General features: G+C 40.9%; 22 protein-coding genes. 12 read left to right on the forward strand and 10 right to left on the reverse strand.

Annotated features, from left to right (window positions below; translation table 11 throughout):
* The first annotated feature begins 58 nt into the window (after positions 1–58).
* The gene (locus LV83_RS02565; RefSeq protein ID WP_111609946.1) at positions 59–1,234 is read left to right on the forward strand and encodes an ATP-binding protein; all 1,176 of its coding nucleotides are present in this window, start codon (positions 59–61) and stop codon (positions 1,232–1,234) included.
* On the opposite strand, the gene LV83_RS02570 is transcribed toward LV83_RS02565, so the two are convergent.
* Positions 1,206–1,694: a hypothetical protein gene (locus tag LV83_RS02570; protein ID WP_146613674.1), complete on the reverse strand. Its 489-nt coding sequence runs from the start codon at positions 1,692–1,694 to the stop codon at positions 1,206–1,208. The two genes, LV83_RS02565 and LV83_RS02570, sit on opposite strands and share 29 nt — an antisense overlap.
* 8 nt (positions 1,695–1,702) lie before the next feature.
* On the reverse strand, positions 1,703–2,275 hold the full coding sequence (locus LV83_RS02575) for a hypothetical protein (protein ID WP_146613675.1): 573 nt from the start codon (positions 2,273–2,275) through the stop codon (positions 1,703–1,705).
* 382 nt (positions 2,276–2,657) lie between these two features.
* Between LV83_RS02575 and pyrF the strand changes: the two genes are divergently transcribed.
* The 5 genes from pyrF (at position 2,658) to LV83_RS02605 (ending at position 7,524) form a co-directional block, all read left to right on the forward strand.
* A complete protein-coding gene (pyrF, locus tag LV83_RS02585; protein WP_111609950.1) occupies positions 2,658–3,473 on the forward strand; it encodes an orotidine-5'-phosphate decarboxylase in 816 nt (271 codons plus the stop codon).
* Positions 3,474–3,572: 99 nt separating this feature from the next.
* Positions 3,573–4,868: a DUF2851 family protein gene (locus LV83_RS02590; protein WP_111609951.1), complete on the forward strand. Its 1,296-nt coding sequence runs from the start codon at positions 3,573–3,575 to the stop codon at positions 4,866–4,868.
* 55 nt (positions 4,869–4,923) lie between these two features.
* Positions 4,924–5,559, forward strand: coding sequence for an acetyltransferase (locus LV83_RS02595; protein WP_111609952.1), 636 nt, complete (start codon positions 4,924–4,926; stop codon positions 5,557–5,559).
* A gap of 130 nt (positions 5,560–5,689) precedes the next feature.
* Positions 5,690–6,658 carry an oxygen-dependent tRNA uridine(34) hydroxylase TrhO gene (gene trhO / locus LV83_RS02600; RefSeq protein WP_111609953.1) on the forward strand — a complete coding sequence of 323 codons (969 nt, stop codon included), beginning with the start codon at positions 5,690–5,692 and terminating at the stop codon, positions 6,656–6,658.
* An 8-nt stretch (positions 6,659–6,666) separates the two neighbouring features.
* On the forward strand, positions 6,667–7,524 hold the full coding sequence (locus LV83_RS02605; protein WP_111609954.1) for a nucleoside phosphorylase: 858 nt from the start codon (positions 6,667–6,669) through the stop codon (positions 7,522–7,524).
* A 12-nt stretch (positions 7,525–7,536) separates the two neighbouring features.
* Here the strand turns inward: LV83_RS02605 and LV83_RS02610 are convergent, their stop codons facing one another.
* The 3 genes from LV83_RS02610 to LV83_RS02620 all read right to left on the reverse strand — a co-directional run bounded on the left by LV83_RS02610 (position 7,537) and on the right by LV83_RS02620 (position 10,544).
* The gene (locus LV83_RS02610; RefSeq protein ID WP_111609955.1) at positions 7,537–7,812 is read right to left on the reverse strand and encodes a hypothetical protein; all 276 of its coding nucleotides are present in this window, start codon (positions 7,810–7,812) and stop codon (positions 7,537–7,539) included.
* Between the two features lie 112 nt (positions 7,813–7,924).
* Positions 7,925–8,560 (reverse strand): response regulator, encoded by a 636-nt coding sequence (locus LV83_RS02615; protein WP_111609956.1) that lies wholly within the window; start codon positions 8,558–8,560, stop codon positions 7,925–7,927.
* On the reverse strand, positions 8,553–10,544 hold the full coding sequence (locus tag LV83_RS02620; protein ID WP_111609957.1) for a tetratricopeptide repeat-containing sensor histidine kinase: 1,992 nt from the start codon (positions 10,542–10,544) through the stop codon (positions 8,553–8,555). The genes LV83_RS02615 and LV83_RS02620 overlap by 8 nt, the downstream gene beginning before the upstream one ends.
* A gap of 252 nt (positions 10,545–10,796) precedes the next feature.
* On the opposite strand from LV83_RS02620, the gene LV83_RS02625 reads away from it, so the two are divergent.
* The 3 genes from LV83_RS02625 to LV83_RS02635 all read left to right on the forward strand — a co-directional run bounded on the left by LV83_RS02625 (position 10,797) and on the right by LV83_RS02635 (position 14,681).
* Positions 10,797–13,238 (forward strand): TonB-dependent receptor domain-containing protein, encoded by a 2,442-nt coding sequence (locus LV83_RS02625; RefSeq protein WP_111609958.1) that lies wholly within the window; start codon positions 10,797–10,799, stop codon positions 13,236–13,238.
* A 28-nt stretch (positions 13,239–13,266) separates the two neighbouring features.
* Positions 13,267–13,986 carry a DNA alkylation repair protein gene (locus LV83_RS02630; protein ID WP_111609959.1) on the forward strand — a complete coding sequence of 240 codons (720 nt, stop codon included), beginning with the start codon at positions 13,267–13,269 and terminating at the stop codon, positions 13,984–13,986.
* A gap of 92 nt (positions 13,987–14,078) precedes the next feature.
* The gene (locus LV83_RS02635) at positions 14,079–14,681 is read left to right on the forward strand and encodes a nitroreductase family protein (RefSeq protein WP_111609960.1); all 603 of its coding nucleotides are present in this window, start codon (positions 14,079–14,081) and stop codon (positions 14,679–14,681) included.
* A 66-nt stretch (positions 14,682–14,747) separates the two neighbouring features.
* On the opposite strand, the gene LV83_RS02640 is transcribed toward LV83_RS02635, so the two are convergent.
* On the reverse strand, positions 14,748–15,278 hold the full coding sequence (locus LV83_RS02640; protein ID WP_111609961.1) for a DinB family protein: 531 nt from the start codon (positions 15,276–15,278) through the stop codon (positions 14,748–14,750).
* Between the two features lie 75 nt (positions 15,279–15,353).
* Here LV83_RS02640 and gldD point away from each other — a divergent pair, with 75 nt between their 5' ends.
* The gene (gene gldD, locus LV83_RS02645; RefSeq protein ID WP_111609962.1) at positions 15,354–15,929 is read left to right on the forward strand and encodes a gliding motility lipoprotein GldD; all 576 of its coding nucleotides are present in this window, start codon (positions 15,354–15,356) and stop codon (positions 15,927–15,929) included.
* On the opposite strand, the gene LV83_RS02650 is transcribed toward gldD, so the two are convergent.
* On the reverse strand, positions 15,926–17,701 hold the full coding sequence (locus tag LV83_RS02650) for a sodium:solute symporter family protein (RefSeq protein ID WP_111609963.1): 1,776 nt from the start codon (positions 17,699–17,701) through the stop codon (positions 15,926–15,928). The two genes, gldD and LV83_RS02650, sit on opposite strands and share 4 nt — an antisense overlap.
* 288 nt (positions 17,702–17,989) lie before the next feature.
* Between LV83_RS02650 and LV83_RS02655 the strand changes: the two genes are divergently transcribed.
* Positions 17,990–19,054, forward strand: a complete 1,065-nt coding sequence (locus LV83_RS02655; protein ID WP_111609964.1) for a phosphotransferase enzyme family protein — start codon at positions 17,990–17,992, stop codon at positions 19,052–19,054.
* 83 nt (positions 19,055–19,137) lie between these two features.
* The gene (gene recG, locus LV83_RS02660; protein ID WP_111609965.1) at positions 19,138–21,231 is read left to right on the forward strand and encodes an ATP-dependent DNA helicase RecG; all 2,094 of its coding nucleotides are present in this window, start codon (positions 19,138–19,140) and stop codon (positions 21,229–21,231) included.
* Positions 21,232–21,347: 116 nt separating this feature from the next.
* Here recG and LV83_RS02665 read toward each other — a convergent pair whose 3' ends face one another.
* From LV83_RS02665 to ribH, 3 genes are read right to left on the reverse strand one after another with little or no spacing between them, the layout of a single operon-like run.
* Positions 21,348–21,674, reverse strand: coding sequence for a DUF6787 family protein (locus tag LV83_RS02665; protein WP_111609966.1), 327 nt, complete (start codon positions 21,672–21,674; stop codon positions 21,348–21,350).
* Between the two features lie 60 nt (positions 21,675–21,734).
* Positions 21,735–23,054, reverse strand: coding sequence for an aspartate kinase (locus LV83_RS02670; RefSeq protein WP_111609967.1), 1,320 nt, complete (start codon positions 23,052–23,054; stop codon positions 21,735–21,737).
* A gap of 28 nt (positions 23,055–23,082) precedes the next feature.
* Positions 23,083–23,559, reverse strand: a complete 477-nt coding sequence (gene ribH / locus LV83_RS02675; protein WP_111609968.1) for a 6,7-dimethyl-8-ribityllumazine synthase — start codon at positions 23,557–23,559, stop codon at positions 23,083–23,085.
* Between the last annotated feature and the right edge of the window lie 217 nt (positions 23,560–23,776).

The following is a 23,776-nucleotide window of genomic DNA, read 5'->3' on the forward strand; positions in this document are numbered from 1 at the left end:
AATGAAATAATAAAAAATCATCCTTGCAAATTTAAAATCAAATTTTAAATTTGCAAGGATGATTGTACGAGATTTGACTTTGAAACTGCAAGAATTGATGCCTGATTTTCCGGCTATAGCGATTCTGGGTCCACGGCAAGTAGGTAAAACTACCTTGGCGCAAGAGCTCGTGGGAACCATCGATTCTCAGTCTATTTACCTTGATCTTGAAAGTCCCTCAGACCGTAGTAAGCTTGCTGAGCCAGAGCAATATTTTGAACTGCATGAAGGTCGTTTGATTATTTTGGATGAGATCCAGCGCATGCCTGACCTCTTTCCGCTTTTGCGAGGCGTGATAGATCGAAGGAGAAAGAAAGGCTTTAGATCTTGCCAATTTCTGATTTTAGGTTCCGCTTCTTTGGACCTGATCCGGCAATCCTCCGAATCACTGGCAGGAAGAATTGCCTATGAAGAACTCCCCGGATTCAATGTGATGGAAGTGGATTCGATAGAAGGACATGTAGAAAAACTATGGCTGCGTGGAGGTTTTCCCGACAGTTTTCTTGCGAGTTCCGATAGATCAAGCATGACTTGGCGTGGGAATTTCATCACTACCTATCTGGAAAGAGATATCCCGCAGATTGCGCAGTTTGTCCCAGCCAATAGGCTTCGCCGACTTTGGACTATGCTCGCTCATCAGCAAGGTCAGCTGATCAATCTCTCCAAACTTGGGGGAGGTCTGGATTTGACTTCTCCCACCGTGAAAAGTTATGTGGAAATGCTCGAAGATCTTTTGCTGATTCGTTCTGTCAGACCTTGGCTGGTAAATGTTGGCAAGCGCTTGGTGAAATCCCCTAAAATCTACATCCGTGACTCTGGAATTACACATGCTTTATTGAACTTGATCAAGCTGGATGATTTGCTAGGGCATCCTGTTGTCGGAGGAAGTTGGGAAGGATTTATTATCGAGAATATTATTTCAGTTTTGCCAAAAGGTGCTGATTATGGCTTTTATAGAACGACGGGTGGAGCAGAGCTTGATTTGGTATTGAGTCTGAACGGAGAAGTCTGGGCGATAGAAATCAAGCGGACCTTAAGCCCGAAGCTTTCAAAAGGCTTCCTGAATGCTGTGGAGGATATATCAGCAGACCATCGCTATTTCATCTATGCAGGTAAGGATGAATTTCCTTTAGGAGAAAATACCAGTGCTATAGGTTTAGCAAGATTTATGAAAAAGATAAAGGAAGGCTTTTGAGGTCTTCCTTTAGTTTTGCTATTACTGCATCATCACATCGAGAGGAAAGTAATTTGGTAGAAGATGGTTTTTTCCCACCCCCCTCTTTTGTTACTTCCCATCTTATTTTCTCACTTTCGGGAAAGTAGGTAATCCTGATTTCACTAACAGCGAGAGAATATGCACTCAGAATCGTTCCGGTGAATAGATTTTCAGAGATTCTATTCACAGAAATAGAATATTCTTCGTAGCTACAGTCCATTCTACTTCCATAGTTGAAAATACCGCAATGCTCACCTTGGAAGCTGGTGGGTATAGTCCCAAGGATGGCATTTTTCGGACTCAATGAGATTACAAAATTTCTTCGTCCACTATCCAAATCCCAACGATAAGTACCAGAAATGTCTTGCGCATTAGAATAATAGGAAAAGAGAAGAACCAGTGCAAACACAATAGGAAGCCCTCTTTTATACCTATTCAAGCATGAAATCATATATTTATTTTTGTAATATTTCCAGTTTTCAGGTCAACAATTAGACTTATCGGTTCGTCAACCACAATGCCATGATAGGATAAGGGTATTATTATTATTCCATAATCTGTTCTAATCTCCAGTTCATAGGGTGGAAATAGCTTTGATACCGATGAATGATGGTCTCCTATTTTTATAAAATCTTTACCATTTCCTATTGAGAATTTGGAATCTTTCAGATGGAATGCATCCATTTTTTCACCTAGGAAATAGAATTCATTTTGCCCATAGGTGATGGGTCGCGCCATCTTTTCATCCATCTCATAATAGAAGTCTTCATTCTTGTCGGGATTTGGGAATTCTTCTAAAAATGACGGTAAGGTGTTTTTAAGAAAACTGAACTCTTTGTCAATTGATTCAGATGATTTGATAATGATGTAGTTAGTGTCAAAGGTTGGAATAAATGTGTTAGGATTATACCCTTGGATCTGACCATATGAAGTTGAGTGGAAGGAGAAAACCAGAACTAGAAAAATCGAAAAATTCTTCATTGCTGAATCTAAGTATAGTTTTGTCAATAGCTCACTCATTTGATTCTCATTTGCTAACCGTTTGATTTTTGAGCGTATTTATTGAAAAAAAGAGCTAACCCAAAAACTATAACCCCTGATGAGAAGATCGACCCGATCAGCTGAAACCAAATGGGTACCGAACTAGGAAATACCAAAGCAAAAATGAAGTCTAAGATCAAGAGGAAAATAAAGGTTACAATTAGCCGTACTTTAAATTTTTTATCAAGCTGTTTAAACATTTCATGAATACTTGTGAGGTTTCTAAAGTAGTTTATTCTCATCTCAAAACAAACTATTTTTATGGGTGAATTATGTTTTGACACCCCAATTGAAATTCAAAGGAATTTGTGGCTTTTCTAAGCCACTCTGGTTCCCTACCTTTGCCAAAATCCCAAACTCCATGACCCGAGCCGAGCTTTTCTCCCAAATCCAGAAAAAATCATCCTTTTTATGTGTTGGCCTTGATGCAGATCTTGAGAAAATCCCTTCTCATCTGAAATCTGAGCCGGATCCGATTTTCAGCTTTTGCAAAGCAATCATAGAGGAAACGGCAGACTATGCAGTGGCTTATAAGCCGAACATTGCTTTCTTCGAAGCGCTGGGTCCTCAAGGTTGGGAGACGCTGCAGAAGGTTACTGAACTTATCCCGAAGGAGATTTTTACGATTGCCGACGCCAAGCGTGGAGATATCGGAAATACCTCGAAGCTTTATGCGAAAGCTTTTTTCGAGAAAATGGATTTTGATTCAGTGACGGTTGCGCCTTATATGGGAGCGGATAGCGTGACGCCTTTTTTGGAGTTTGAAGATAAATGGGTGATCCTTTTAGCCTTGACATCGAATGCCGGTTCCATGGATTTTCAGTTGATCAAAGGCGAAAATGGCAAACCACTGTATCAGTCTGTGCTGGAGAAGAGCCAAGAATGGGGCTCAGCGGAAAACCTCATGTACGTGGTTGGAGCCACACGTGGAGAATTGATTGGCGAAGTGAGAAAAGTAGTGCCTGATCATTTTTTCTTGGTACCAGGAGTTGGTGCGCAAGGCGGGAGCTTGTCAGAAGTGGCGAAGTATGGGATGAATTCCACTTGCGGACTTTTGGTGAATTCCAGCCGTGGGATCATTTATGCTTCTGGAGAAAAGGATTTTGCGAAAGCAGCGAGGCAGGAAGCGAAGAAGTTACAGGAGGAAATGGCTGGTTTGCTGGAGAAATATCTTTGAATCTGAATTAAGTCGTTAATATTTTGAAAGTCAGGATTTCCTGACTTTTTTGTTTTTTAGTTTTTGGTTAAATTCCCTTTACTTTTAACCTATACTTTTATGACATTCAAGGAAGACTTTTTACAACTCGTCTGGAAATACCAGTATTTCGATAAGGCAAAGCTTCGCACCACATCAGGCGATGAGTTGAAAATAATCCAAGTTGGATTCCACAATCAAAGCGAAGGCCCAGACTTCAGGGACTCTGTTATAGTTATTGAAAACGTGGTACTTCATGGGCACGTGGAGGTTCATAGGCTTGCGAGTGAGTGGAAGCAGCACGCCCATGGCGGAAATCCAGCCTATAATTCTGTAGTGCTTCATGTGGTATGGGAAAATGATCTCGAAGTACTGCGAAATGATGGAACGCCCATGCCCACGCTGGAATTGAAAGGATTGATTTTTTTGGATGTCTGGAGGAATTACGAGCAAATGCTTGATTATAAGGCTGACTTGCCTTGTGCGCATGGATTGAAGGAAGTTCCAGAGATTGTGCGTTTTTCCGCCTTGGAGAAAGCGCTTGTAGAGCGGCTTCAGGAGAAGTCTTCTCTCATTTTAGATATTCTCAAATCCACCACAGACGACTGGGAGGAAACTGCCTACCGCTGGCTTTTTACCTGCTTTGGGTTCAAGACAAACAGTCAAGCTATGGGAGAATTGGCGGCTTTAGTTCCTTACAAAATTCTACAGAAACATAGAACTCAACTGCCCGTTTTGGAAGCCATACTATTTGGCCAAGCGGGATTGCTTCCTTTGGAGTCTGAAGAGCCTTATGTGCAGTTTCTGATCCGTGAGTATGATTTTTTTAGAAAAAAATATAGCTGGGATTCTCCGATGAAGCGTCAACACTGGACTTTTATGGGCGTGAGGCCAGGTAATTTCCCGACTGTTCGAATTTCCCAGCTTGCGGCTATTCTATCCAACGCGCCCAATTTACTTCAATCAGTGATGCAGGATTCCCGGGACTTTGCCTCATTCAAAAAGTTACTGAAAGTGAAGCCTAGTGACTATTGGCAATACCATTATAGTTTTGGGAAGCCTTCAGAAAAAAGGACCAATTTGGGTGTTTCCAGCACTGCTTTGGAGCTTTTGGTGATCAATTATGTGATTCCACTTTGGTTTGCTTATGGACGATATTTTGAGGAGTCGGATTGGCAGGAGCGCTGTTTTGATTTGCTTCAGGAGGTTTCTGCTGAGAATAATCACATCATCCGTCGTTTTCAAACCCACGGTTGGTCCGCTGGAAATGGATTTGACTCTCAAGGAATGATCGGGCTTTTTAAGAATTATTGTCAACCGAAAAAATGCTTGCAATGCAAAATTGCCCAAGTGCTGATCAAATCAGAATCCAAATGATTTTTGGGTAAGCCAGTGAATTCCTGTATTTTTGCAGCCTGAATTGCAAAAAACTATGGAAAAACCAGTTATAATTTTTGGAGCAAAAGGCATCGCTCATTCCGCACTAGAGATTTTCAATAGCAACGATGTCGTTGTTTTTGGATTCTTGGATGAGGACGAAAAAATCCACGGGACAGAAATCAATACCGTTTCAGTTCTTGGAAATCCTGAGGATGATGGCTTCTTGAAATTAATCGGACAAAAGACAGAAGCTTTTGTAGCAGAAGAGAATCCGAAGTATCGCAAATTTCTTGTGGAACTATTGAATGATCGTCGCAAAGTGCAGCCTGTGAATGCGATTCATCAACGTTCTTATATTTCCACTGACGCTATCATTGGTCATGGTAATTTTATCAATGCCAATGTAAATATCGGTGCTGGTGTTGAAATGGGCAGCCACTGTATTATCAATTCGGCGGCGGTGATTGAGCACAAAGCTAAATTGGGAGACTTCGTTCAAATCGGCGCTGGCTCGGTGATCAACTCAGATGTGATCATTGAAGAAGGAGCTTTTATTGGCTCTGGAGCTACGATCGTTTCAGGAGTTACTATTGGCAAGAATGCCCGAGTGGGAGCCGGTTCAGTAGTGATCGCTACTGTAGGAGCGAACGAAACGGTATTCGGTAACCCAGCAGCAAAAGTTAAATAAGAATTACGATTTTTGATTTACGAATTACGAGGCGATTCCCAGTGTTGAAACCTTTCGAAGTAGTAAATCTTATATCTAAAATCAAATATCTCAAATCCTAAAAACACCCTGCCGCAACAGGGCTTAAGTTATGGAAAACACCAATTATCAAATCCTACTTTATTATTGCTACGCCAAGATTGAGAATCCTGAAGAATACCGCGAGCAGCATCACCTTTTTTGTGTTGAAAACAACATTCGTGGACGGATCATCATTTCTGACGAAGGGCTGAATGGTACGGTTTCTGGCTTGGTAGAAGACTGCGAGAAATACATGGCTTATATCCATGCAGATTCACGTTTCGCTAAGACGGAGTTCAAAATTGACTCTCACGATAAACATGCATTTACTAAAATTCATGTGCGTTACAAGCCGGAGATTGTCCACAGTGCATTGAGACATCTCGATCCGAATGTGCGAACGGGCAAGCATCTAGACCCGGAGCAATTCAAGAAATTGAAGGATCAGGAAGATGTGGTGATTTTGGATGTGCGTTCGAATTACGAGCATGAACTTGGACGTTTTAAAAATGCTTTAACACTCGATATTGATAATTTCCGAGATTTTCCTGAGAAGGTAAAAGAGTTGGAGCATCTGAAAAACAAGAAAGTATTGACCTATTGCACCGGCGGTATCAAGTGTGAAAAAGCTTCTGCTTTCCTTTTGGAGCAAGGTTTTGAAGACGTGTACCAGCTTCACGGTGGTATCATCAAATACGGAATGGAAGCTGGAGGAGAAGACTTTGAAGGGAAATGTTACGTGTTTGACAATCGAATCGCGGTTGATGTGAATACCGTGAATCCAAAGATTGTTTCTACCTGCCATGTGTGTGGTACTGCTTCAGATCGTATGGTCAACTGTGCAAATCAGACTTGTAATGCTCATGTCCCGATGTGTGAAAACTGCGGTTGGGAAATGGAGGGTGCCTGTTCTTCAGATTGCAAAGAAAACCCTGAAAAGCGACCTTATGATGGTACAGGATATTACCAGAAAAACACAAATGGTTATAATCCTTACAAAGGACTTGTCCGTAAAGGCAAAGAAAAATCAAATGATTAACTTGTACCGTGAGCAGACAAATTCCAGAATCAGAATTGATATTAAATGCTGATGGAAGCATTTATCATCTCCATTTGAAGCCAGAGAATCTGGCTTCTCTTGTTTTCACTGTTGGTGATCCTGACCGTGTTGGCTTGGTTTCCAAATATTTTGATCAAATCGATTTCAAAGGCAGCAAGCGTGAATTTGTGACACATACCGGTAGACTGAATGGCAAAAGAGTCACCGTGATGAGTACTGGTATGGGCACTGATAATGTTGAGATCCTGATGACTGAGTTGGACTCTCTGGTTAACGTGGATCTCAAAACACATACTGTAAAACCTACTGAGACGAGTCTTGAAATTATTCGCTTAGGTACATCTGGAAGTATGCAGGCAGATTTGCAAGTTGGAAGTCTGCTGGCATCTGAGATTGCTATAGGAGTAGATACGTTGATGCAGTTCTATCCAAAACTTGGAGGAAATCAGGATTGGGCATTATTGGTAAAAGACACGCTGGATCTTACTTTTTTACCTTATCAAACAGGAGCTTCGACTGAGCTTTTGCAAAAATTACCATCTGACTTTCACCGTGGTGTCACGCTTACTGCTCCTGGTTTTTATGCTCCTCAGGGCAGAGAAATTAGGATTAAACCAAAGATGGAAAATATGATTGAGCGACTGGGAGATCTGAAAGTGGATGGTCTTAAGATGACAAATTTCGAAATGGAGACTGCTGGCTATTATGCGATGGGTCAGCTGCTCAATCACCGAATGCTAAGCTTAAACGCTATTGTCGCGAATCGGCCCACTGGGGAGTTTGATAAAGAAGCTGAAAAAACCGTAGATCGTATGATCCGCGCAGCTCTAAAAGTTTATTGTTGAAAAAATCACCCTTTACGCTTGGATTTGATTGTTGAAAATGGGCTTGTCTATTTTAAAGTCCTCCCATTCATGGTAATCAATATCCTGAATTATTTTGTTCATAAACTCGGCACATTCCTGCTTGCACAAATAGATGCCAAAAAGCGACTCATTTTTATTCACAAGAAAAGTTCTGCTGCTATCAAAAATTCGCACCAAGTTTTTCCAAGATCCTAAGACAAGTAACTCATCTCGATTTTTTATGGTTTGGATTACCTTAAAATCCCCTAGAACACTTGATATTTTCATCTCTAAAAAAAATTCTTTGTGGATAATTATTTAATCAAACTTAACCAAAAAAACGGCGCAGCTCAATACGTGGTAATACGTATTTTCAAATTTGATTTACCGAAAAGTGCTGTTAATCAATAATTTCACGATTCTTTTGTGCCCATATCAGCAAAGAATTGTGTTTTTTTTCTAGCTGTAACTTAGCTATCATATTGCTCCTGTGCTTTTCAACTGTACGTTCAGATATAAAAAGTTTGTCTGCAATATCCTTGGTAGAAATCCCCTCGGCAATCAATCTTAGAATTTTCACTTCAGATGGCGTAAGCGGATTTTCACCGGAGGCGAATTTGTTTTCTTTTATCCCTTCGAAAATTTTCTCGCTAAAAAAATGCCCTCCTTCCAAAACTATAGAAACAGCCTTGGAAAGATCTTCCAAGGCAAATTCTTTCAAAATATACGCGGAAAGGTTTAACTCCTTCGCTTGATGATAAAGGTATAATTCCTTATGAAGGGTGAGTAAGATGACTTTCGTATTAATTCCCAACGATTTGCAATCTGACGCAATTTCAAGCCCCGTTTTATAGGGCATTTCCATATCTATAATGGCCAGCTGAGGCTTCATTTTGATAATTAGGTCAAAGGCTGCTTGTCCATCTTTTGCTATTCCAACAACATCCAATCCAAGCTCGTTTAGAAATTCTTGCAATCCTTTCAATAAGATTGGGTGATCATCTGCTATGACTACGGTAGGTTTTTGATCAGACATAAACTATAAAACTTAAACTTGTTCCGACTCCCTTTTCACTGTTGATTTTCATACTTCCATTTAGAGAGGCAATGCGTTCTTTAAGGGTTTTTAGACCAAGGCTTTGAAAGTCATTTAGTTTCTCAGAAAAATCAAACCCTTTTCCGTTGTCTTCTATTTTCAACTCTACTCTATTTTCAACTTTATTAAATAAAACGCGCAATGCACTGGCTTGAGAGTGCTTCAGAACATTATTGATCGATTCCTGCAAGATCCGATAGAGTTGAAGTTCCTCCTCTTTTTTCAGAACACCCTTTAGTTCCTCTATCTCAGAAGAAACGAAAATATCGGTTTCATTATCGATCTGATCAAGTAAATGTTCAGCTGCTTTACTCAATCCAAGTTTTTCCAATTGCATAGGGTGCAGCGACCTTGCTATTGATCTTAACTCGCTGATCGCCGTATCAAGCAACTCACCTGTTGTATTGTCTTTGGATAGGGCAACTTTGTTTTTTATCAAAAGTAGGCTTTGACCTAAGCCATCGTGCAGATCCTTTGATATACGAACCCGTTCGGCTTCTTGATTCTTTAGTAGCTCCTGAGAAAATCTCGACTGCATTTCTTTCTTTTTCTTCTCGTGCTGCAAATTCTTCCAAAGAAAAATGACTACTCCTGCTATAATCAGAAAAATGATAATGATACTAATCAGCCGTAGTCTTGCTTGGTTTTGCCGACTGATAGATTCTATTTCTTGCGTTTTCGTTAGAATTTCTTTTTCCTTTCTCTCCGTCTCATAAAGCGTTTGAAAATAGGAAAAAGTAGTGGCTTGATTGGAAGCGAAAATTGAGTCGGTGTAGTGCGTTAATTTTTGCCTGATTTCAAAGGCTTTTTCTGACTGTCCCAATTCATTGTAAGTATCACCCAAAAGCTTGTAAGCTTTGATCAGATGATCCATATTTTTTGATTGTCTGGCTGCATCTAAAGAGACATTGGCTAGCTGATTTGCGGTTAGATAATTGCCTTGAGAATATTCTAGCAGAGCTTTTGCGTTGAGGTAAACGGGGTTGGTAGTGACTATTTCAGGCACTTGAGGAACCATCTCTTGCGCTTGGGAAAAATATTCCTTTTGCTTTTCCAAATTTCCCTGTTCTCCATAGAAATTGCTGAGCGAAAGTTTGATCATACTTTCAGTGTAGAAATCCTGGGGATCAAAAGGGGTCAAAGAATCTGCCTTGAGGAGATAGGTTTCTTGATCTTTTAATTTCCCTTGTTTTCCATAGTCTTCGGCTTGATTGTATAACTGGATCGCAACATTAAAAATACTTTCTTCTTCTTCGTACGTTGAGATCAAAGCAGTTCTGATTTTTTCAGCCTCATTATAAATCGAAAATTTGCTAAACAGAATAGCCATTCCACCATTTACGTAGTTTACATATTCCTTATCTCCAAGCTTGGAATAGATGTCTCTCGCCTGTTGATAATCTTGCATACTACCGAGTAGCTCCCCCTTGTAATCCCTCGCTTGTCCTCTGAAAAAATATGAATCTGCTATAAAAATGGAGTCTTCATCAGTAAATCTATCTATGGCATGTCCATATTCCATAATCGCAGAATCGAATTGCTCGTACCCAAAATATTCACCCGCTAATTTTAGGTGAAGGTTGCCTTTGTCACTGGATTTGCTCAGCTCCTCTTCATGAGAGATTGCATTTTTAAGAAGTTGCCTTCTTAGCTCGGGGTTTTGAATGGAGGGTGAGGGATGATGCACCATCTTCAGCACATAATCTGCCATCAGATCATACTCACCTTGTTTTTCACTTTGAATGATTAGCTCCTTTAGATAGACTCCCGCAATAGAGTCACTAGGTTCTGAATCTTCAAAAAGAGTGGCTAATTGTTGGAGATTATTTCTCTGGATTGTGTCTTGAGTAGCTTGGGCGATGGAGCGAATGCTACCAAGTGTACCTACTAGCATACAGCCCATTAAGAAAATCAATCTAATCATTTTTAAAGATAGGAAAAGGAATTACTAGCAGCATATTTATAATAGGATAGAATCAGATTTTTCCAAAATGAGCAAACATTAACAACCGTTTGAACTAAAAATTTTCATGCTATACTGACATTTTTCCATAGAACATGTTTTGACTTAAAAGTAAAACCTTACTCCTACGCTAGGGTTAATGATAGTGTAGTAAGTTTTAAAAATCCAAGACAGTTTTCCCAAGGTTTCTTAATCTCTTTTCGATCTATTCTTATGAATAAATATTCCTCATTATCATTTCTTTTATTGTTCACGATTTTTTCTCTAGATGCGATTTCTCAAGAAATCCGTATCAAAGGAAAAGTAATGGATGGAAAACGGGAAGCCGGCCTTGAGTTTGCAAATATTGCTTTGCTATCTCCCACAGACTCTGCTCTTGTCACGGGTGGGATGAGTGATTTGGACGGTAGTTTTGAGTTTTCTGCCTCCGCGGGTGATTACATCCTGAGAGTAGGATTCATTGGCTACTTAGAGTTCTATGAAAAAATCAACTTAGGCGAAAATAAGAATTCGGTCAACTTAGGGACGATTACACTTGAGGAGGATGCCCAAAATCTCGATGAAGTAGTGGTAGAAGGCGTGACTTCTATGTTTGAATCTGATATAGATAAGCGAACCTATAATGTGGAAAACAGTATTGTAGCCGAAGGACAGACTGCCTCTCAATTGCTGAGTACACTTCCCTCGATCCAAGTAGATGACGAAGGCGGTATAACGATGAGGGGAAGTGGGAATATTCTGATTTACATTAATGGTCGTCCGTCTAATCTTTCTGGAGACGATGCTGAGAGTATTTTGTCTCAATTTCCAGCAAATAGTATAAAATCGGTAGAATTGATCACAAATCCTTCTTCTCGATATGATGCTACTGGAGTCGGCGGAATTATTAATATCGTTTTGAAAAAGAATGAAAAGACAGGATTTAATGGTCAAGTAAATGCCTCTATTGGAACCCGGGAAAAATATCAAGCCGGTGTCAACCTGAATTATGGTACAGAAAAAGCGAATTTCTATGCTTCCTACAACTGGCAAGATCGACGTCAGATAGAAACAGGCGAAGGCTCCCGAACAAATTACCTAGAAGGCTTCTCTCCAAGTCTAGAGCAAGATCAAGATGGGTATGAGCTAGAAAAGACACATTTAATCCGTGCTGGAGTGGATTACAATATTTCTGATAGAGGCCTGCTAGGCGTTTATTTCCAAGGGAATTTCGATGATGAAGTCGAGTTTTCAAATGTAACCCAACTCAATATTAGTCAGACTGGCTCAATAGATTCGAGTTTTGTTCGGGAAAATAACGAGTGGAGTTCTAGTGGAAATTATGAAGGTGGGATCAATTATACTTTAAATTTTGATAGCCTGGGCCAAAAGCTCTTTACCTCGTTTTCTTACTCTTATGACAACCGCTCACAGACTGATTATTCTAATCAAGAGTATTTCGATGCTGACGGCAATTCTGACCCAGTCAAAAGACTTATTCAGACCAACGATAGGCCTAGAACAAGTAATCTCTATGTAGCGCAGTTGGATTACGAAAAGCCTTTTCAAAATGGAGCTTCCATAGAAACCGGTCTAAAAGCGACACTGGGTAATTGGCAATGGAGCCAGGAATTTGCCCAAGGCGATCAGTTTACAGATTTTGAACCCGTTGTGGTGGATACCTTGTCTGATACCTTTGATTTTGACGAACATGTTTATGCCGGGTATTTCACCTACAGAAATACCAAGGGCAAATTTGGGTATCAGCTAGGTCTGAGAGGAGAATACACCGAGACTCAAGGCGAAACGGTCAGAAATAATGAAAGTATACCAAACAACTATTTCAATGTGTTTCCGAGTGCATTTTTAAGCTACACAATAGCTCCTGAAAATGAACTGACCCTAAATTACACGCGCAGAATTTCCAGACCGAGTATTTGGGATTTGGCGCCTATTTATAGAGTACGAGATCAGTATAATTTTAGTATTGGCAATCCTTATTTGCAGCCAGAATTCACCGATAGCTATGAAGTAGGTTATATGAAAGGTTGGGAAAGATATTTGCTTAACGCGACAGTATATCATCGATTTAGTACAGACGTGGAAACTAGAATTACGACACTGACCGATGATAATGTGGCGATACAAAGCCGTGAAAATGCAGATACAAGGTCTAGTACAGGTTTCGAATTGATCAATCAAATCCAAGTATCCAATAATCTAGACGCCACCTTGACAGGTAATTTGTTTTATTCTCGAATCAATGCGGAGAATATCGAGGAAAGTTTCAGCAATGAGAATTTCAGCTGGACTTTGAACCTGCTTGCTAACTGGTTGATTCCAAATTGGTTTAACGTTCAGTTTCAAGGGAATTACCGAGGCCCGATTGTGCTACCTCAAGGTCAAATCGAACCTCAATACAGTCTGAATGTTGGTTTGAGAAAAGACATCTTTGATGGGAAAGCGACAATTTCTGCAAACGTGAGTGATATTTTCAACACTCGGAATTTCAGAATTACGACAAATAATCCTCGGTTTGATGAGAAGCGTGTTTTCCAAAGAGAAACGCGGGTAGGAACTCTTGCATTCACTTATAGATTCGGAGGATTTAAGGAGAAGGCTGGAGAAAATGAAAGCCGAAGAGAGGGCGGGGATTTCGGAGGAGATGATTTTTAGAAATTGGTTAGGATAGTTACTTTTATCCATGAGCCTATTGACTGAGCAGATCAAAGCATCACTTGCCGACAAGTCTATTCCCGAAAAAGCAGCGTTTTTCCCACGGTTTTTCAAGGCAGGGCCGGGAGAATATGGAGAAGGGGATAAATTCCTTGGAGTGAAGGTTCCCGAACAACGCAAGATTGCAAAGTCGGTTTTCAAAGAAATCAGTTTGTCTGAAATTTCTGTCCTACTTCATGACGAATATCATGAGGTAAGGTTGACTGCTGTATATATTTTGGTCTATTGGTATCAAAAGTTAAAAACCGCATCAGAGCAAAAGCAGCTAGTCGATTTTTATTTGTCCCATCTCAATTTTATCAATAATTGGGATCTTGTAGATAGTTCATGTCATCATATATTGGGTCATTATTTTATAGATAAGGATAGGTCACTTTTTTATGAATTGGCGGAGAAAGACCATCTCTGGAGTCAACGGGTTGCTATGATTTCTACTTATCACTGGATCAAAAGAGGTTTTTTTGAAGATGCGTTAGCATTAGCCGAAAAACTGCTTTTTCACGAGCATGATTTGATTCATAAAGCTGTGGGTTGGATGCTGAGAGAAATCGGAAACATGGATTTTGATGTTGAAATGGAGTTTTTAAGGACACATTACCAAAAAATGCCCAGAACAGCTTTGCGATATGCAATTGAAAAATTTGACCCCGAATTGAGAAAGCAAATTTTGAGTGGAGCGCTCGATTAGGTCACTTTTGTAAAACAAATCTATTCCAGCCAGAACCAATTTCCTTTCTTTGCACTTAGAAATACGAATCCTCATTTATAAGTAAATATTACATGCAAAAGCCCGATTTCAACATCGAAGAAGTAAATAAAATTATCCGTGGACGTAGATCCATGTTTGTCGCACAGTTCAAAGAAAATGATCCCGTGGATGATGCGGTCATTGAAGAAATGCTAGAAAATGCACGTTGGGCACCAACTCATAAATTGACTCAGCCTTGGAGATTTATCGTTTACACTGGGGATGGATTGAAGAAATTTGCTGATTACCAGGCCGATATGTATAAGATGCGTGCTGAGAAGAATGGTACTCCGTTTTTGGAGGCCACTTTTCAGAAGTTTAAGCAGCAGCCGTTAAAAGCGTCCCACGTTATCGCGATTCTTTTGAAGAGATCAGAAGGCATTCCTTTGATGGAAGAGATAGCTGCAGTCTCTATGGCTGTTCAGAATATGTACCTGACAGCGTCAGCGCATGGATTGGCAGCTTATTGGGGAACTGGTGGGCCTACTTTCTGGCAAGAAGCCAGAGAAGACTTTGGCCTAGAAGGAGAAGATGCTTTGATGGGATTTTTCTATGTGGCAAAGCCAGCATCTGATACTTGGCCAGAAGGCAAAAGAGAGAGTATGGATGAAAAAGTGGCTTGGATCAGAGAATAGTGAATCCAGCAATAAAAAACGGCGATGAAATTATTCATCGCCGTTTTTTATGCTTTATGGTGTTAATTAGAAACCAACAAATGCTGGTGGTTCTGCTCCTTGTACTCTCAAATAAGCGATAGCAGATCCTCTGTGGTGTGTGGAATGATCCATGAGTAAAGCCATTACTTGCCGTCTTGTCACAGTATTACCAAAAACATCCATTGATTCGGCAGCGTCTGCGTCAGATAATGCCTTCATTGTAGCAGTTCCGTAGTCATAGCATTTTGCTACGTAAGCAGCTAAATCTGCCTTCGATGCCGTAGCAAGATCGATAGTGAACCCTGGATCACCGCCTTTCAAGAATCCCTGCGAGATACCTACGATAGCATTTCCAATGTGATGGATTTGCTCTTTGAAAGACATAGCTGCAGGATCAGTTTTGTAATCCATGCCAGAGTCAGGCATTTTGTTCAGCACATCAATCGTGAATTGCTTACTATTTTGCCATTTGCTCATAAACTCGTCCATTGTCGTTTGCGCTGTGGCTGCTGAGGCAACCATCATAAAAATGGCAAGTAACAAACTGCCAGAGAAGGTTTTTATTGATTTTTCCATTTGAATAGAGATTGGTTGTTTGGTTAAATTTCATTTATTCCCCAGCCAAATCAAACACTTTATCTAATTTTAAGCATGAGGAAATATTTAAGTCTGGTTTTAATATTAGTAGGGGCAGTTGCTTGTGAACAAACTTACCTACCCAAACCACCCGGCTACAATCGTATTGACTTGCCTGACCATTCATTTGAAAGGCTCACTACTGGGTATCCATATCAAATTGATTATTCCAGTTATTCGAAGGTGGAAGCTGATACATTCAATTTGGATGAGGAAGATTGGGTCAATTTGAATTATGAGGAATTTGGGGCAAAAGTACACCTGACTTATAAGCGAATTGATGGAGACCGGGTCAATTTTCGGCAGCTATCCAGTGATGCCTTTCGATTGACAGCTCAACATCAAGTGAAAGCTTATGGGATAGAAGAGGTTGTGCTCTTAACACCAGAAGGATACACCGGAGTGGTGGCTGAGCTTACGGGTGAAGTACCTACGCAATTTCAGTTTTTTGTGACTGATTCTACTGATAATTTTTTGAGAGGAGCTCTGTATTTCAACACCGCCATGAAAAATGATTCCCTCGCCCCAGTAATTGAATTCATCAAGGAGGACATGGCCCACTTGATGAATTCAGTAAAATTTGTTGATTAACTCAGTTTTTTCCAAGATCTGATGATGATGATTCCTCCTGTAATAGCGATGGCACCCGCGACAAACCCTCCGAGCAAATTGCCATAAATAAAGAATCCTGTGGAGAAAAGGGCTGAGTAAACCATCACCGAACCTATCATCATTAATCCGATTTCTTTAGGAAGTTGACCGATGACTTGTTTTTCAGCTGGGTATCGATCTAAAACCTTTTTCCAACCAAAAGCAGCTGGAGTTACTTTTCTATAGAATGAAAGCAGTACCTCATCCTTCTCTGGGGCTGTAACGAACGTCACGATCAACCAACCAATCGTGGTAATACTAACACTATAAATCAGCTTCAGGTATGCTTGATTTTCTGGGATCATGATCCAGTTTACTTTAGGATTGATCACCTCAAAGAAAATTGCAACCACAAATGAAATGGCCATAGCTGATATTTCAGTGTATGCGTTGATTCTCCACCAGAACCATCTTAGAATAAAGATCAAGCCTGTTCCAGCTCCAATCTGTAATAGAATATTGAAGGCATCCAAGGCACTGGAAAGAGCAAGAGCTAAGATAGCGGACAGGAGCATCAGAACTACTGTAGATATTCTACCTACAGCTACCAATTCTTTGTCCGAAGCTTCTGGCTTCATGAACCTCAGGTAGAAATCATTGACGATGTAGGAAGATCCCCAGTTCAAATGAGTAGAAAGAGTAGACATCACCGCAGCAATCAGAGAGGCAAGTACAATACCGATCAAACCGGTAGGCAAGTAGGTAAGCATGGCAGAATAGGCCAAATCGTCTCCTAGTTTATCTGCTGGAATGTTTGGAAAAGCTGTCTGTAAATCCGAGATATTCGGGAATATAATCAAGGATGCAAGTGCGATCAAAATCCATGGCCAAGGACGCATGGCATAGTGAGCTATGTTAAAAAACAAAGTTGCACCGATGGCATTCTTTTCATCTTTTGCAGAAAGCATACGCTGAGCGATGTATCCTCCTCCTCCAGGCTCAGCACCGGGATACCATGTTGCCCACCACTGGATAGCGATTGGCATCAAGAAAAGTGGAATGTATGCATTCGGATTGGAGAAGTCTGGAAGGAAATCTAGCTTTCCAGCCACATTTTCATGTGTCAATAAGTTGTTTAAACTTCCAATTTCAGGAAGGTCAAGAATGAAATATGCCGCTCCAAACGACCCGATCATGGCAATGAAGAACTGGAAAAAGTCAGTTAGCAGAACGCCTTTTAATCCTCCTAGCGAACTATAAACAACAGTGACGATAGACGCAATCAATAAGGTTTGAACAGGGGTAAGCCCAAGCATTACGCCACCGATTTTGATTGCAGCAAGCGAGACCGTAGCCATGATGACCACATTAAAGAAAACTCCAAGGTAAATTGCACGGAATGCTCTTAAGAATGCCGCACCCTTGCCAGAATATCTCAATTCATAGAACTCCAAGTCAGTAGTTACTTCAGAACGTCTCCAAAGTTTTGCATAGACAAATACTGTCAGCATACCTGTCAGCAAAAATGCCCACCAAGCCCAGTTACCTGCGACGCCGTTTTTTCTCACGATGTCTGTCACTAAGTTTGGGGTGTCGGCAGAGAAGGTTGTAGCGACCATAGAAACTCCCAATAACCACCACGGCATATTTCTACCAGATAGAAAAAATTCTTTGGCAGAGGAACCAGCCTGTTTCGATGTGTAAAGCCCTATAAGTAGAGAAATGACAAAGAAAGCAGCAATGATCGACCAGTCTATGGCGGTTACATTCATGATATATGGGATTAGGGAGTTCTTTAAATTTTTTCGAAAATAACTTTCTACTTAAATGATAAATTTCACTAATGTATTTATTTTCTATCAAACAGGAAAAGACTTTGTCGAAGATTGCGCAGAATTTTGGCAAGTCAGCTTTTTTGCGAAATATAATCTGCTTTTTATTTTTAAAAATATAATTCCGCCTGAATTACATGAGATCGCATAGGGATTCAATTCATACTTTGGTTAGATTTTTCTTCTTGAGGTAATTCGGAATTGACCACGATCCTATAGCTTTGGGCCATGAATAAGGAAGATATCGCCGCCATTCTGGCTAATTATACATTTGATTCATTCGAAAAATTTGAATTTCAGGCTTTCGGAGCAGGATTGATCCATGGTACCTATTTGATAGAGACTGAAGCTTCTAAATTTATTTTGCAGGAGTTCAATAATGGCGTTTTCCAATTTCCTGATCGAATTTCGCACAATCAGCGGTTAGTGAAATCTCAAGGAAACGTCACATTTCTCCCTTTTCAGCTTCCGTTACCCATATTGAATTCAAATAATGGATTGATTACTACTGTAGGCAGCCGGCTTTTTCGATTATTTGAATTTGTCTCGGGTCAGACAATCCAAGAAATCACAGCTCTGGATCAAGCTTATTTGGCGGCAAAAGCTTACGGAGTCTTTGCTGCATGGGGAAAGGATGTAGATACAGATCAATTACTGGAATCTATTCCAAATTTCCATCGCTTGGATTTGCGCTTTGCAAAGCTTAAGGAAGTTGCTGCTGAGAAGGGATCTGTTTCACAAGTAGATCAGGAGGTATTAAATTTCTACTTGGGACAAAAGGATCTTATTGATGCGTATCAGAAATTACAAAGCACCCTTCCAGAACGTCTTACGCATAACGACACTAAGATCAATAATCTGATTTTTTCTCATGACTTTCAAAAAGTGGAGGCTTTGGTCGATCTGGATACCCTGATGAGCGGATTCTTGATGTATGACTTTGGCGATTTGGTTCGTACAGTAGCCTGCTCTGTATCAGAGACTAGTCAGAGTTGGGATGAGATTAAACTTGAAATCCCTGTTTTTGAGCAGTTATTGAAAGGTTATTGGGGTGGAGTGAAATCACTTGCTACCAAAGATGAAACTAAATCCTTTCTTTTGGCTGGTGAGGTAATGACCTGCATTATGGGGCTTCGTTTTTTCACAGATCACCTGCAGGGCAATGTGTACTACAAAGTAGAATATCCTGAGCAAAATTTTCACAGGGCTAAGAATCAAATGCTCTTGCTGAAAAGTCTTCAAGACGCTAAGTCAGAATTAGAGAAAATCTGGAAATCAGTTACCCAGTCCTGAAATTGATTTCTGACAATTCCGGTCATTTTATTGGCATTTGGGCTAAGCGGGTTTAATTTGGCCTACCCAAAAATCAAATTTCCTTGTCCAGTTTTTTTGACACCAAAATAGAATTTCTCAAAGGAGTAGGTCCCCAGCGCGCCGCTCTGATCAACAAGGAGTTGAATATTTTCACTTTCGGTGAATTGCTGCAGCATTATCCTTTTCGCTACGAGGACAGAACGAAGTTTTTTAAGATCCGAGAGCTTCATTCCGAGATGGAATCTGTGCAGGTTATTGCAAAAATCCGAAAGGTAGAGCTCGTAGGAATGGGCAATAAAAAGCGACTCGTAGCACATGTGGCAGACGAAACTGGGGAGATGGAAATGACTTGGTTCAAAGGAATCGCCTGGGTTCAAAAGAATATTGCTCCGGGCGCTGCCTATGTTTTCCTTGGAAAGCCGGCACAATTCGGCAGAAGGTGGAGCATTGCTCACCCTGAAATGGAGCCGCTTACTTCGGCAAATGAGAAGAGAAATAATTTTCAGCCGGTTTATTCTACCACAGAAAAGCTGAGAGCCAGATTTTTGGATTCCAAGGGGATTTCCAAAATCATGGAGCAATTGGTGCAGGTTTGCTTTCCTCATATTCGGGAGACGATCTCTGAGGAAATTTTGCAGCAATATCAGCTCATTGGGAAAAAGGAGGCTCTTCGCCAGATTCATTTTCCTACAGACCCGAACCTTCTGCAAAGGGCTAGAAAGAGGCTAAAATTCGAGGAGTTTTTTTACTTGCAACTCCGTCTCCTGATGTTGAAAGTTGCCAGAACTGAGAAGTTTCACGGGCAAATACTGAACAACACAGAACTGCTTACGGAGTTCTATACTAATCATATTCCATTTGAACTCACCAATGCACAGAAGCGAGTGATCCGAGAAGCTTATGGTGACCTCAAGTCTGGGAAACAGATGAACCGGCTGATTCAGGGAGATGTGGGCAGTGGCAAGACGATGGTTGCGTTTATTTGCGCATTGATAGCGATCAGCTCAGGCGCACAGGCTTGCTTGATGGCTCCGACGGAAATTTTGGCAACACAGCATTACGCCGGGTTGAAGGAATTCGCCGATATGATGGGGCTGAAAGTTGCTTTGCTCACGGGCTCGACTAAGAAATCTGCCCGAAAAATCATTCACGACGAACTGCTTTCAGGAGAACTGAAAATCCTGATCGGAACCCATGCTCTTTTAGAAGATGTGGTGCAGTTCCAGAACTTGGCATTAGCGATCGTGGATGAGCAACATCGTTTTGGTGTAGCCCAGCGGGCGAAACTTTGGGCTAAGAATGAAGAATTCATCCCACATGTCTTGGTCATGACGGCAACTCCAATTCCACGGACACTTGCTATGACACTTTACGGAGATTTGGATGTGTCGGTGATTGACGAGATGCCTGCAGGGAGAAAGCCAATTCAGACCGTACATAGATATGATAAGGATCGCTTGAAGGTTTTTGGTTTTATTAATCAGGAAATCAAAAAAGGAAGGCAAGTTTATATTGTTTACCCGCTGATCGAAGAGTCCGAAAAGATGGATCTCAAAAATGTCATGGATGGCTTCGAAAGTATTTCCCGAGCTTTTCCCAACTATCCGATCAGCATCGTGAATGGCTCGATGAAAGCAGATGCCAAGGAATACGAGATGCAACGCTTCGTGAAAGGCGAAACAAAAATCATGGTGGCGACTACGGTAATTGAGGTGGGAGTGAATGTCCCTAATGCCTCTGTCATGATCATAGAGAATGCTGAACGGTTTGGGCTGTCCCAATTGCATCAGCTACGCGGAAGAGTAGGAAGAGGTGCTGAGCAGAGTTATTGCATCCTGATGAGCAAGTATGAGCTTTCTAAGGATTCACGAGTGCGATTGGAGACAATGGTTCGTACTAATGATGGTTTTGAGATCGCTGATGTGGATTTGCGATTACGTGGACCAGGAGATCTGATGGGAACCCAGCAAAGTGGAATCACCGATTTGTTGATCGCTGATCTAAGTAAAGATGCCCCGATTTTGACTTTGGCTAGGGATGCTGCTCAACAACTTTTAGCAAATGATCCAGAATTGCTTCTGCCGGAAAACGAACCAATTCTCCGACAGATTAAGCAGCAAAAGAAGACTGCTGTGAATTGGAGTAGGATTTCTTAAGTAGATTGGAAGATTGCAAAATTTGAAGATTGAAAAATTGGCTTGCACCTTACTATGCTAACCAGTTAAAACCTGTGATCTCTGCGAAATTCTCCGCGCGCTCTGCGGGTAAATATTTATTTCCGCTTGGAAAACAATCCACTAATCCTCCGAAAAATCTGCTTTTCCTTTTCCCAAAAGAATCTGAACTGGCCAAAAATGAAACCATAGATCAACAAAATGATCTGGTAAAGGGGAAGAACTAAAAGTAAATAAAGAAAGGTGTTAATAAATCCGCCTTTTTCTACTCCAAAGAAGTCAAGAATTGGGTTCTTGATAAATAGAATAGTGAATCCAGTGCAGGCAAAAACCACCAAAACTAAAACGACCTGAAGTAGGCTATCCAATTTCCACTTGGTTTGTAGGCGCTGAAGAAAGCCTGGTTTATCGTTTTCCACTGACATCCCCCAAAAGTAATAAGAATGAGTCTAAATAAAATAGCCGGCGCTAGGCCGGCTATCATTTTACCAAGTAAATAGGTCTTGATTGAGACTTTGCAGTGCTTCTTTCTTGAATTTGGAATCTACCAAAACGGAGACGTTGTGACGACTTCCTCCAAAGGAAACCATTCGAACGGGATATTCTATCAGCGAATCGATGACAGATTGAATCGCTCCTTTGCTTTCCGAAACCATATTCCCCACGATACAGATGATCGTCTGGTCCCTGTCCACTTCCACACTACAGAATGTGCCGAGTTCTTCCAAAATATGCTCCAAGTGACTCAAATCATCAATCGTCACCGATACAGCCACTTCGGAAGTTGTAATCATATCGATTGGAGTCTTATACTTTTCGAAAATCTCAAACACCTTTCTCAGAAAACCATAAGCCAAAAGCATACGGCTGGATTTGATTTTGATCGCAGTGATTCCGTCTTTGGCCGCGATTGCTTTCACACCTCTAGAATCCACTTCAGCTTTGATCAACGTCCCATGAGCCTCTGGCTGCATGGTATTCAACAATTTCACTGGCACGTTAAATTGCTGGGCTGGCCAAATAGATGCAGGGTGAAGGATTTTTGCGCCGAAATAAGCAAGCTCTGCAGCCTCGTCAAATGACATTTCTGCAATTGGACGAGTTTTATCTACGATTCGAGGATCATTGTTGTGCATGCCGTCGATATCAGTCCAGATCTCGCAAGCTGTAGCTTGAATGGCCGCTGCAACTAGTGAAGCAGTGTAATCAGATCCGCCCCGCTTTAGGTTATCTACTTCGTTTAGGTGATTTTTGCAAATAAAACCCTGCGTGATAAAAATAGTGTCGTCCGGATGCTGGGCTAGAATTGCCTTCAAACGGTCTGAGATTTTCTGCAATTCAGGTTCTGCATTTGCATCAATACTCATAAAATCTAATGCAGAAAGGAATACCGCAGGGATCTCCAATTCTTCCAAAAGCGTATGAAATAGCTTGGTAGAAAGCAATTCTCCTTGAGCAAGAATATCGCGGTTGATTGCCTCATTGAAAGAGATTTTCAACAGAATATTCAAAAACTCAAAGTGCTCTTTGATAATTTCCTGAGCTTTTTCTTGTGCAGCTTCAGTCTTTACCAATTTTGGGTAAAAGTCAGTGTAATGGGCATGCAGCTCATCGATTCTTGACTTTGCCAGCACTTTATCTGAGGCCGCAAGCGCTTCTCCGATACTTACCAAAGAATTGGTCGTACCAGAAAGAGCTGAAAGAACTACGATTTTTGATTCATCACCTCGGGTGATTAGGTCTTTTACCTGGTGCATGCGTTCTGGACGGCCCACAGAGGTGCCTCCAAATTTCATGATTTTCATATACTTATAAGGTTAATAGGTTTTTGTCTTAGAATCCAAGCATTTTCACAGCCGTAATAGCTGCTTCGTCGCCTTTGTTGCCATGCTTTCCGCCAGCGCGATCCATGGCCTGTTGCTGAGTATTTGGCGTCAATACTCCAAATATCACTGGCTTATTGTATTTCAATCCCACATTTGTAATGCCATGTGCAACCGCATCACAGATGAAATCAAAGTGCTTGGTCTCTCCTTGGATCACACATCCTAAACAGATTACCGCATCGATGCTTTCTTCTTGGGCTAGCCATTGCGCAGCAAGTGTAAGTTCGAATGAGCCTGGAACATTCTTGCGAATGATATTTCCTTTCTTTGCTCCATTTTCTAAAAGTGTCTGGTATGCACCTGAATAGAGTGCTTCCGTCACATCTTCATTCCATTCGGAGACGATGATTCCAAAAGTTTTATTACTAATATCTTGTACGTTTTTCGAAGAATGAGCGCTTAGGCTTTTAAGAGAAGTTGCCATATGGGATTGCTTTTTAATTTTTGGATGGAAGAACTGAGTTTTGAGAATCAGAGTTTTTGAGTATCAAGTATCAAGTATCAAGAGCCGAGATTAGAGAATCAAGAGCCAAGAATCAAGATTTGAAGTCTGAATGATCTAGGGTTGACTGGTGTTTGGTTGAGGAGAGATTAGAGTAGGTTTAAACAAAAAAAGAGTAAGACCGCAGGGCCTTACTCTT

It is taken from the genome of Algoriphagus yeomjeoni (assembly GCF_003259505.1).
Lineage (GTDB): Bacteria > Bacteroidota > Bacteroidia > Cytophagales > Cyclobacteriaceae > Algoriphagus > Algoriphagus yeomjeoni.

Bases quoted from the DNA above. Each gene is read 5' to 3' on its own strand.
- LV83_RS02565 (WP_111609946.1), top strand. From the start codon at position 59: ATGATTGTACGAGATTTGACTTTGAAACTGCAAGAATTGATGCCTGAT.
- LV83_RS02575 (WP_146613675.1), bottom strand. From the start codon at position 2,275: ATGAGTGAGCTATTGACAAAACTATACTTAGATTCAGCAATGAAGAAT.
- pyrF (WP_111609950.1), top strand. From the start codon at position 2,658: ATGACCCGAGCCGAGCTTTTCTCCCAAATCCAGAAAAAATCATCCTTT.
- LV83_RS02590 (WP_111609951.1), top strand. From the start codon at position 3,573: ATGACATTCAAGGAAGACTTTTTACAACTCGTCTGGAAATACCAGTAT.
- LV83_RS02595 (WP_111609952.1), top strand. From the start codon at position 4,924: ATGGAAAAACCAGTTATAATTTTTGGAGCAAAAGGCATCGCTCATTCC.
- trhO (WP_111609953.1), top strand. From the start codon at position 5,690: ATGGAAAACACCAATTATCAAATCCTACTTTATTATTGCTACGCCAAG.
- LV83_RS02610 (WP_111609955.1), bottom strand. From the start codon at position 7,812: ATGAAAATATCAAGTGTTCTAGGGGATTTTAAGGTAATCCAAACCATA.
- LV83_RS02615 (WP_111609956.1), bottom strand. From the start codon at position 8,560: ATGTCTGATCAAAAACCTACCGTAGTCATAGCAGATGATCACCCAATC.
- LV83_RS02620 (WP_111609957.1), bottom strand. From the start codon at position 10,544: ATGATTAGATTGATTTTCTTAATGGGCTGTATGCTAGTAGGTACACTT.
- LV83_RS02625 (WP_111609958.1), top strand. From the start codon at position 10,797: ATGAATAAATATTCCTCATTATCATTTCTTTTATTGTTCACGATTTTT.
- LV83_RS02630 (WP_111609959.1), top strand. From the start codon at position 13,267: ATGAGCCTATTGACTGAGCAGATCAAAGCATCACTTGCCGACAAGTCT.
- LV83_RS02635 (WP_111609960.1), top strand. From the start codon at position 14,079: ATGCAAAAGCCCGATTTCAACATCGAAGAAGTAAATAAAATTATCCGT.
- LV83_RS02640 (WP_111609961.1), bottom strand. From the start codon at position 15,278: ATGGAAAAATCAATAAAAACCTTCTCTGGCAGTTTGTTACTTGCCATT.
- gldD (WP_111609962.1), top strand. From the start codon at position 15,354: ATGAGGAAATATTTAAGTCTGGTTTTAATATTAGTAGGGGCAGTTGCT.
- LV83_RS02650 (WP_111609963.1), bottom strand. From the start codon at position 17,701: ATGAATGTAACCGCCATAGACTGGTCGATCATTGCTGCTTTCTTTGTC.
- LV83_RS02655 (WP_111609964.1), top strand. From the start codon at position 17,990: ATGAATAAGGAAGATATCGCCGCCATTCTGGCTAATTATACATTTGAT.
- LV83_RS02665 (WP_111609966.1), bottom strand. From the start codon at position 21,674: ATGTCAGTGGAAAACGATAAACCAGGCTTTCTTCAGCGCCTACAAACC.
- LV83_RS02670 (WP_111609967.1), bottom strand. From the start codon at position 23,054: ATGAAAATCATGAAATTTGGAGGCACCTCTGTGGGCCGTCCAGAACGC.
- ribH (WP_111609968.1), bottom strand. From the start codon at position 23,559: ATGGCAACTTCTCTTAAAAGCCTAAGCGCTCATTCTTCGAAAAACGTA.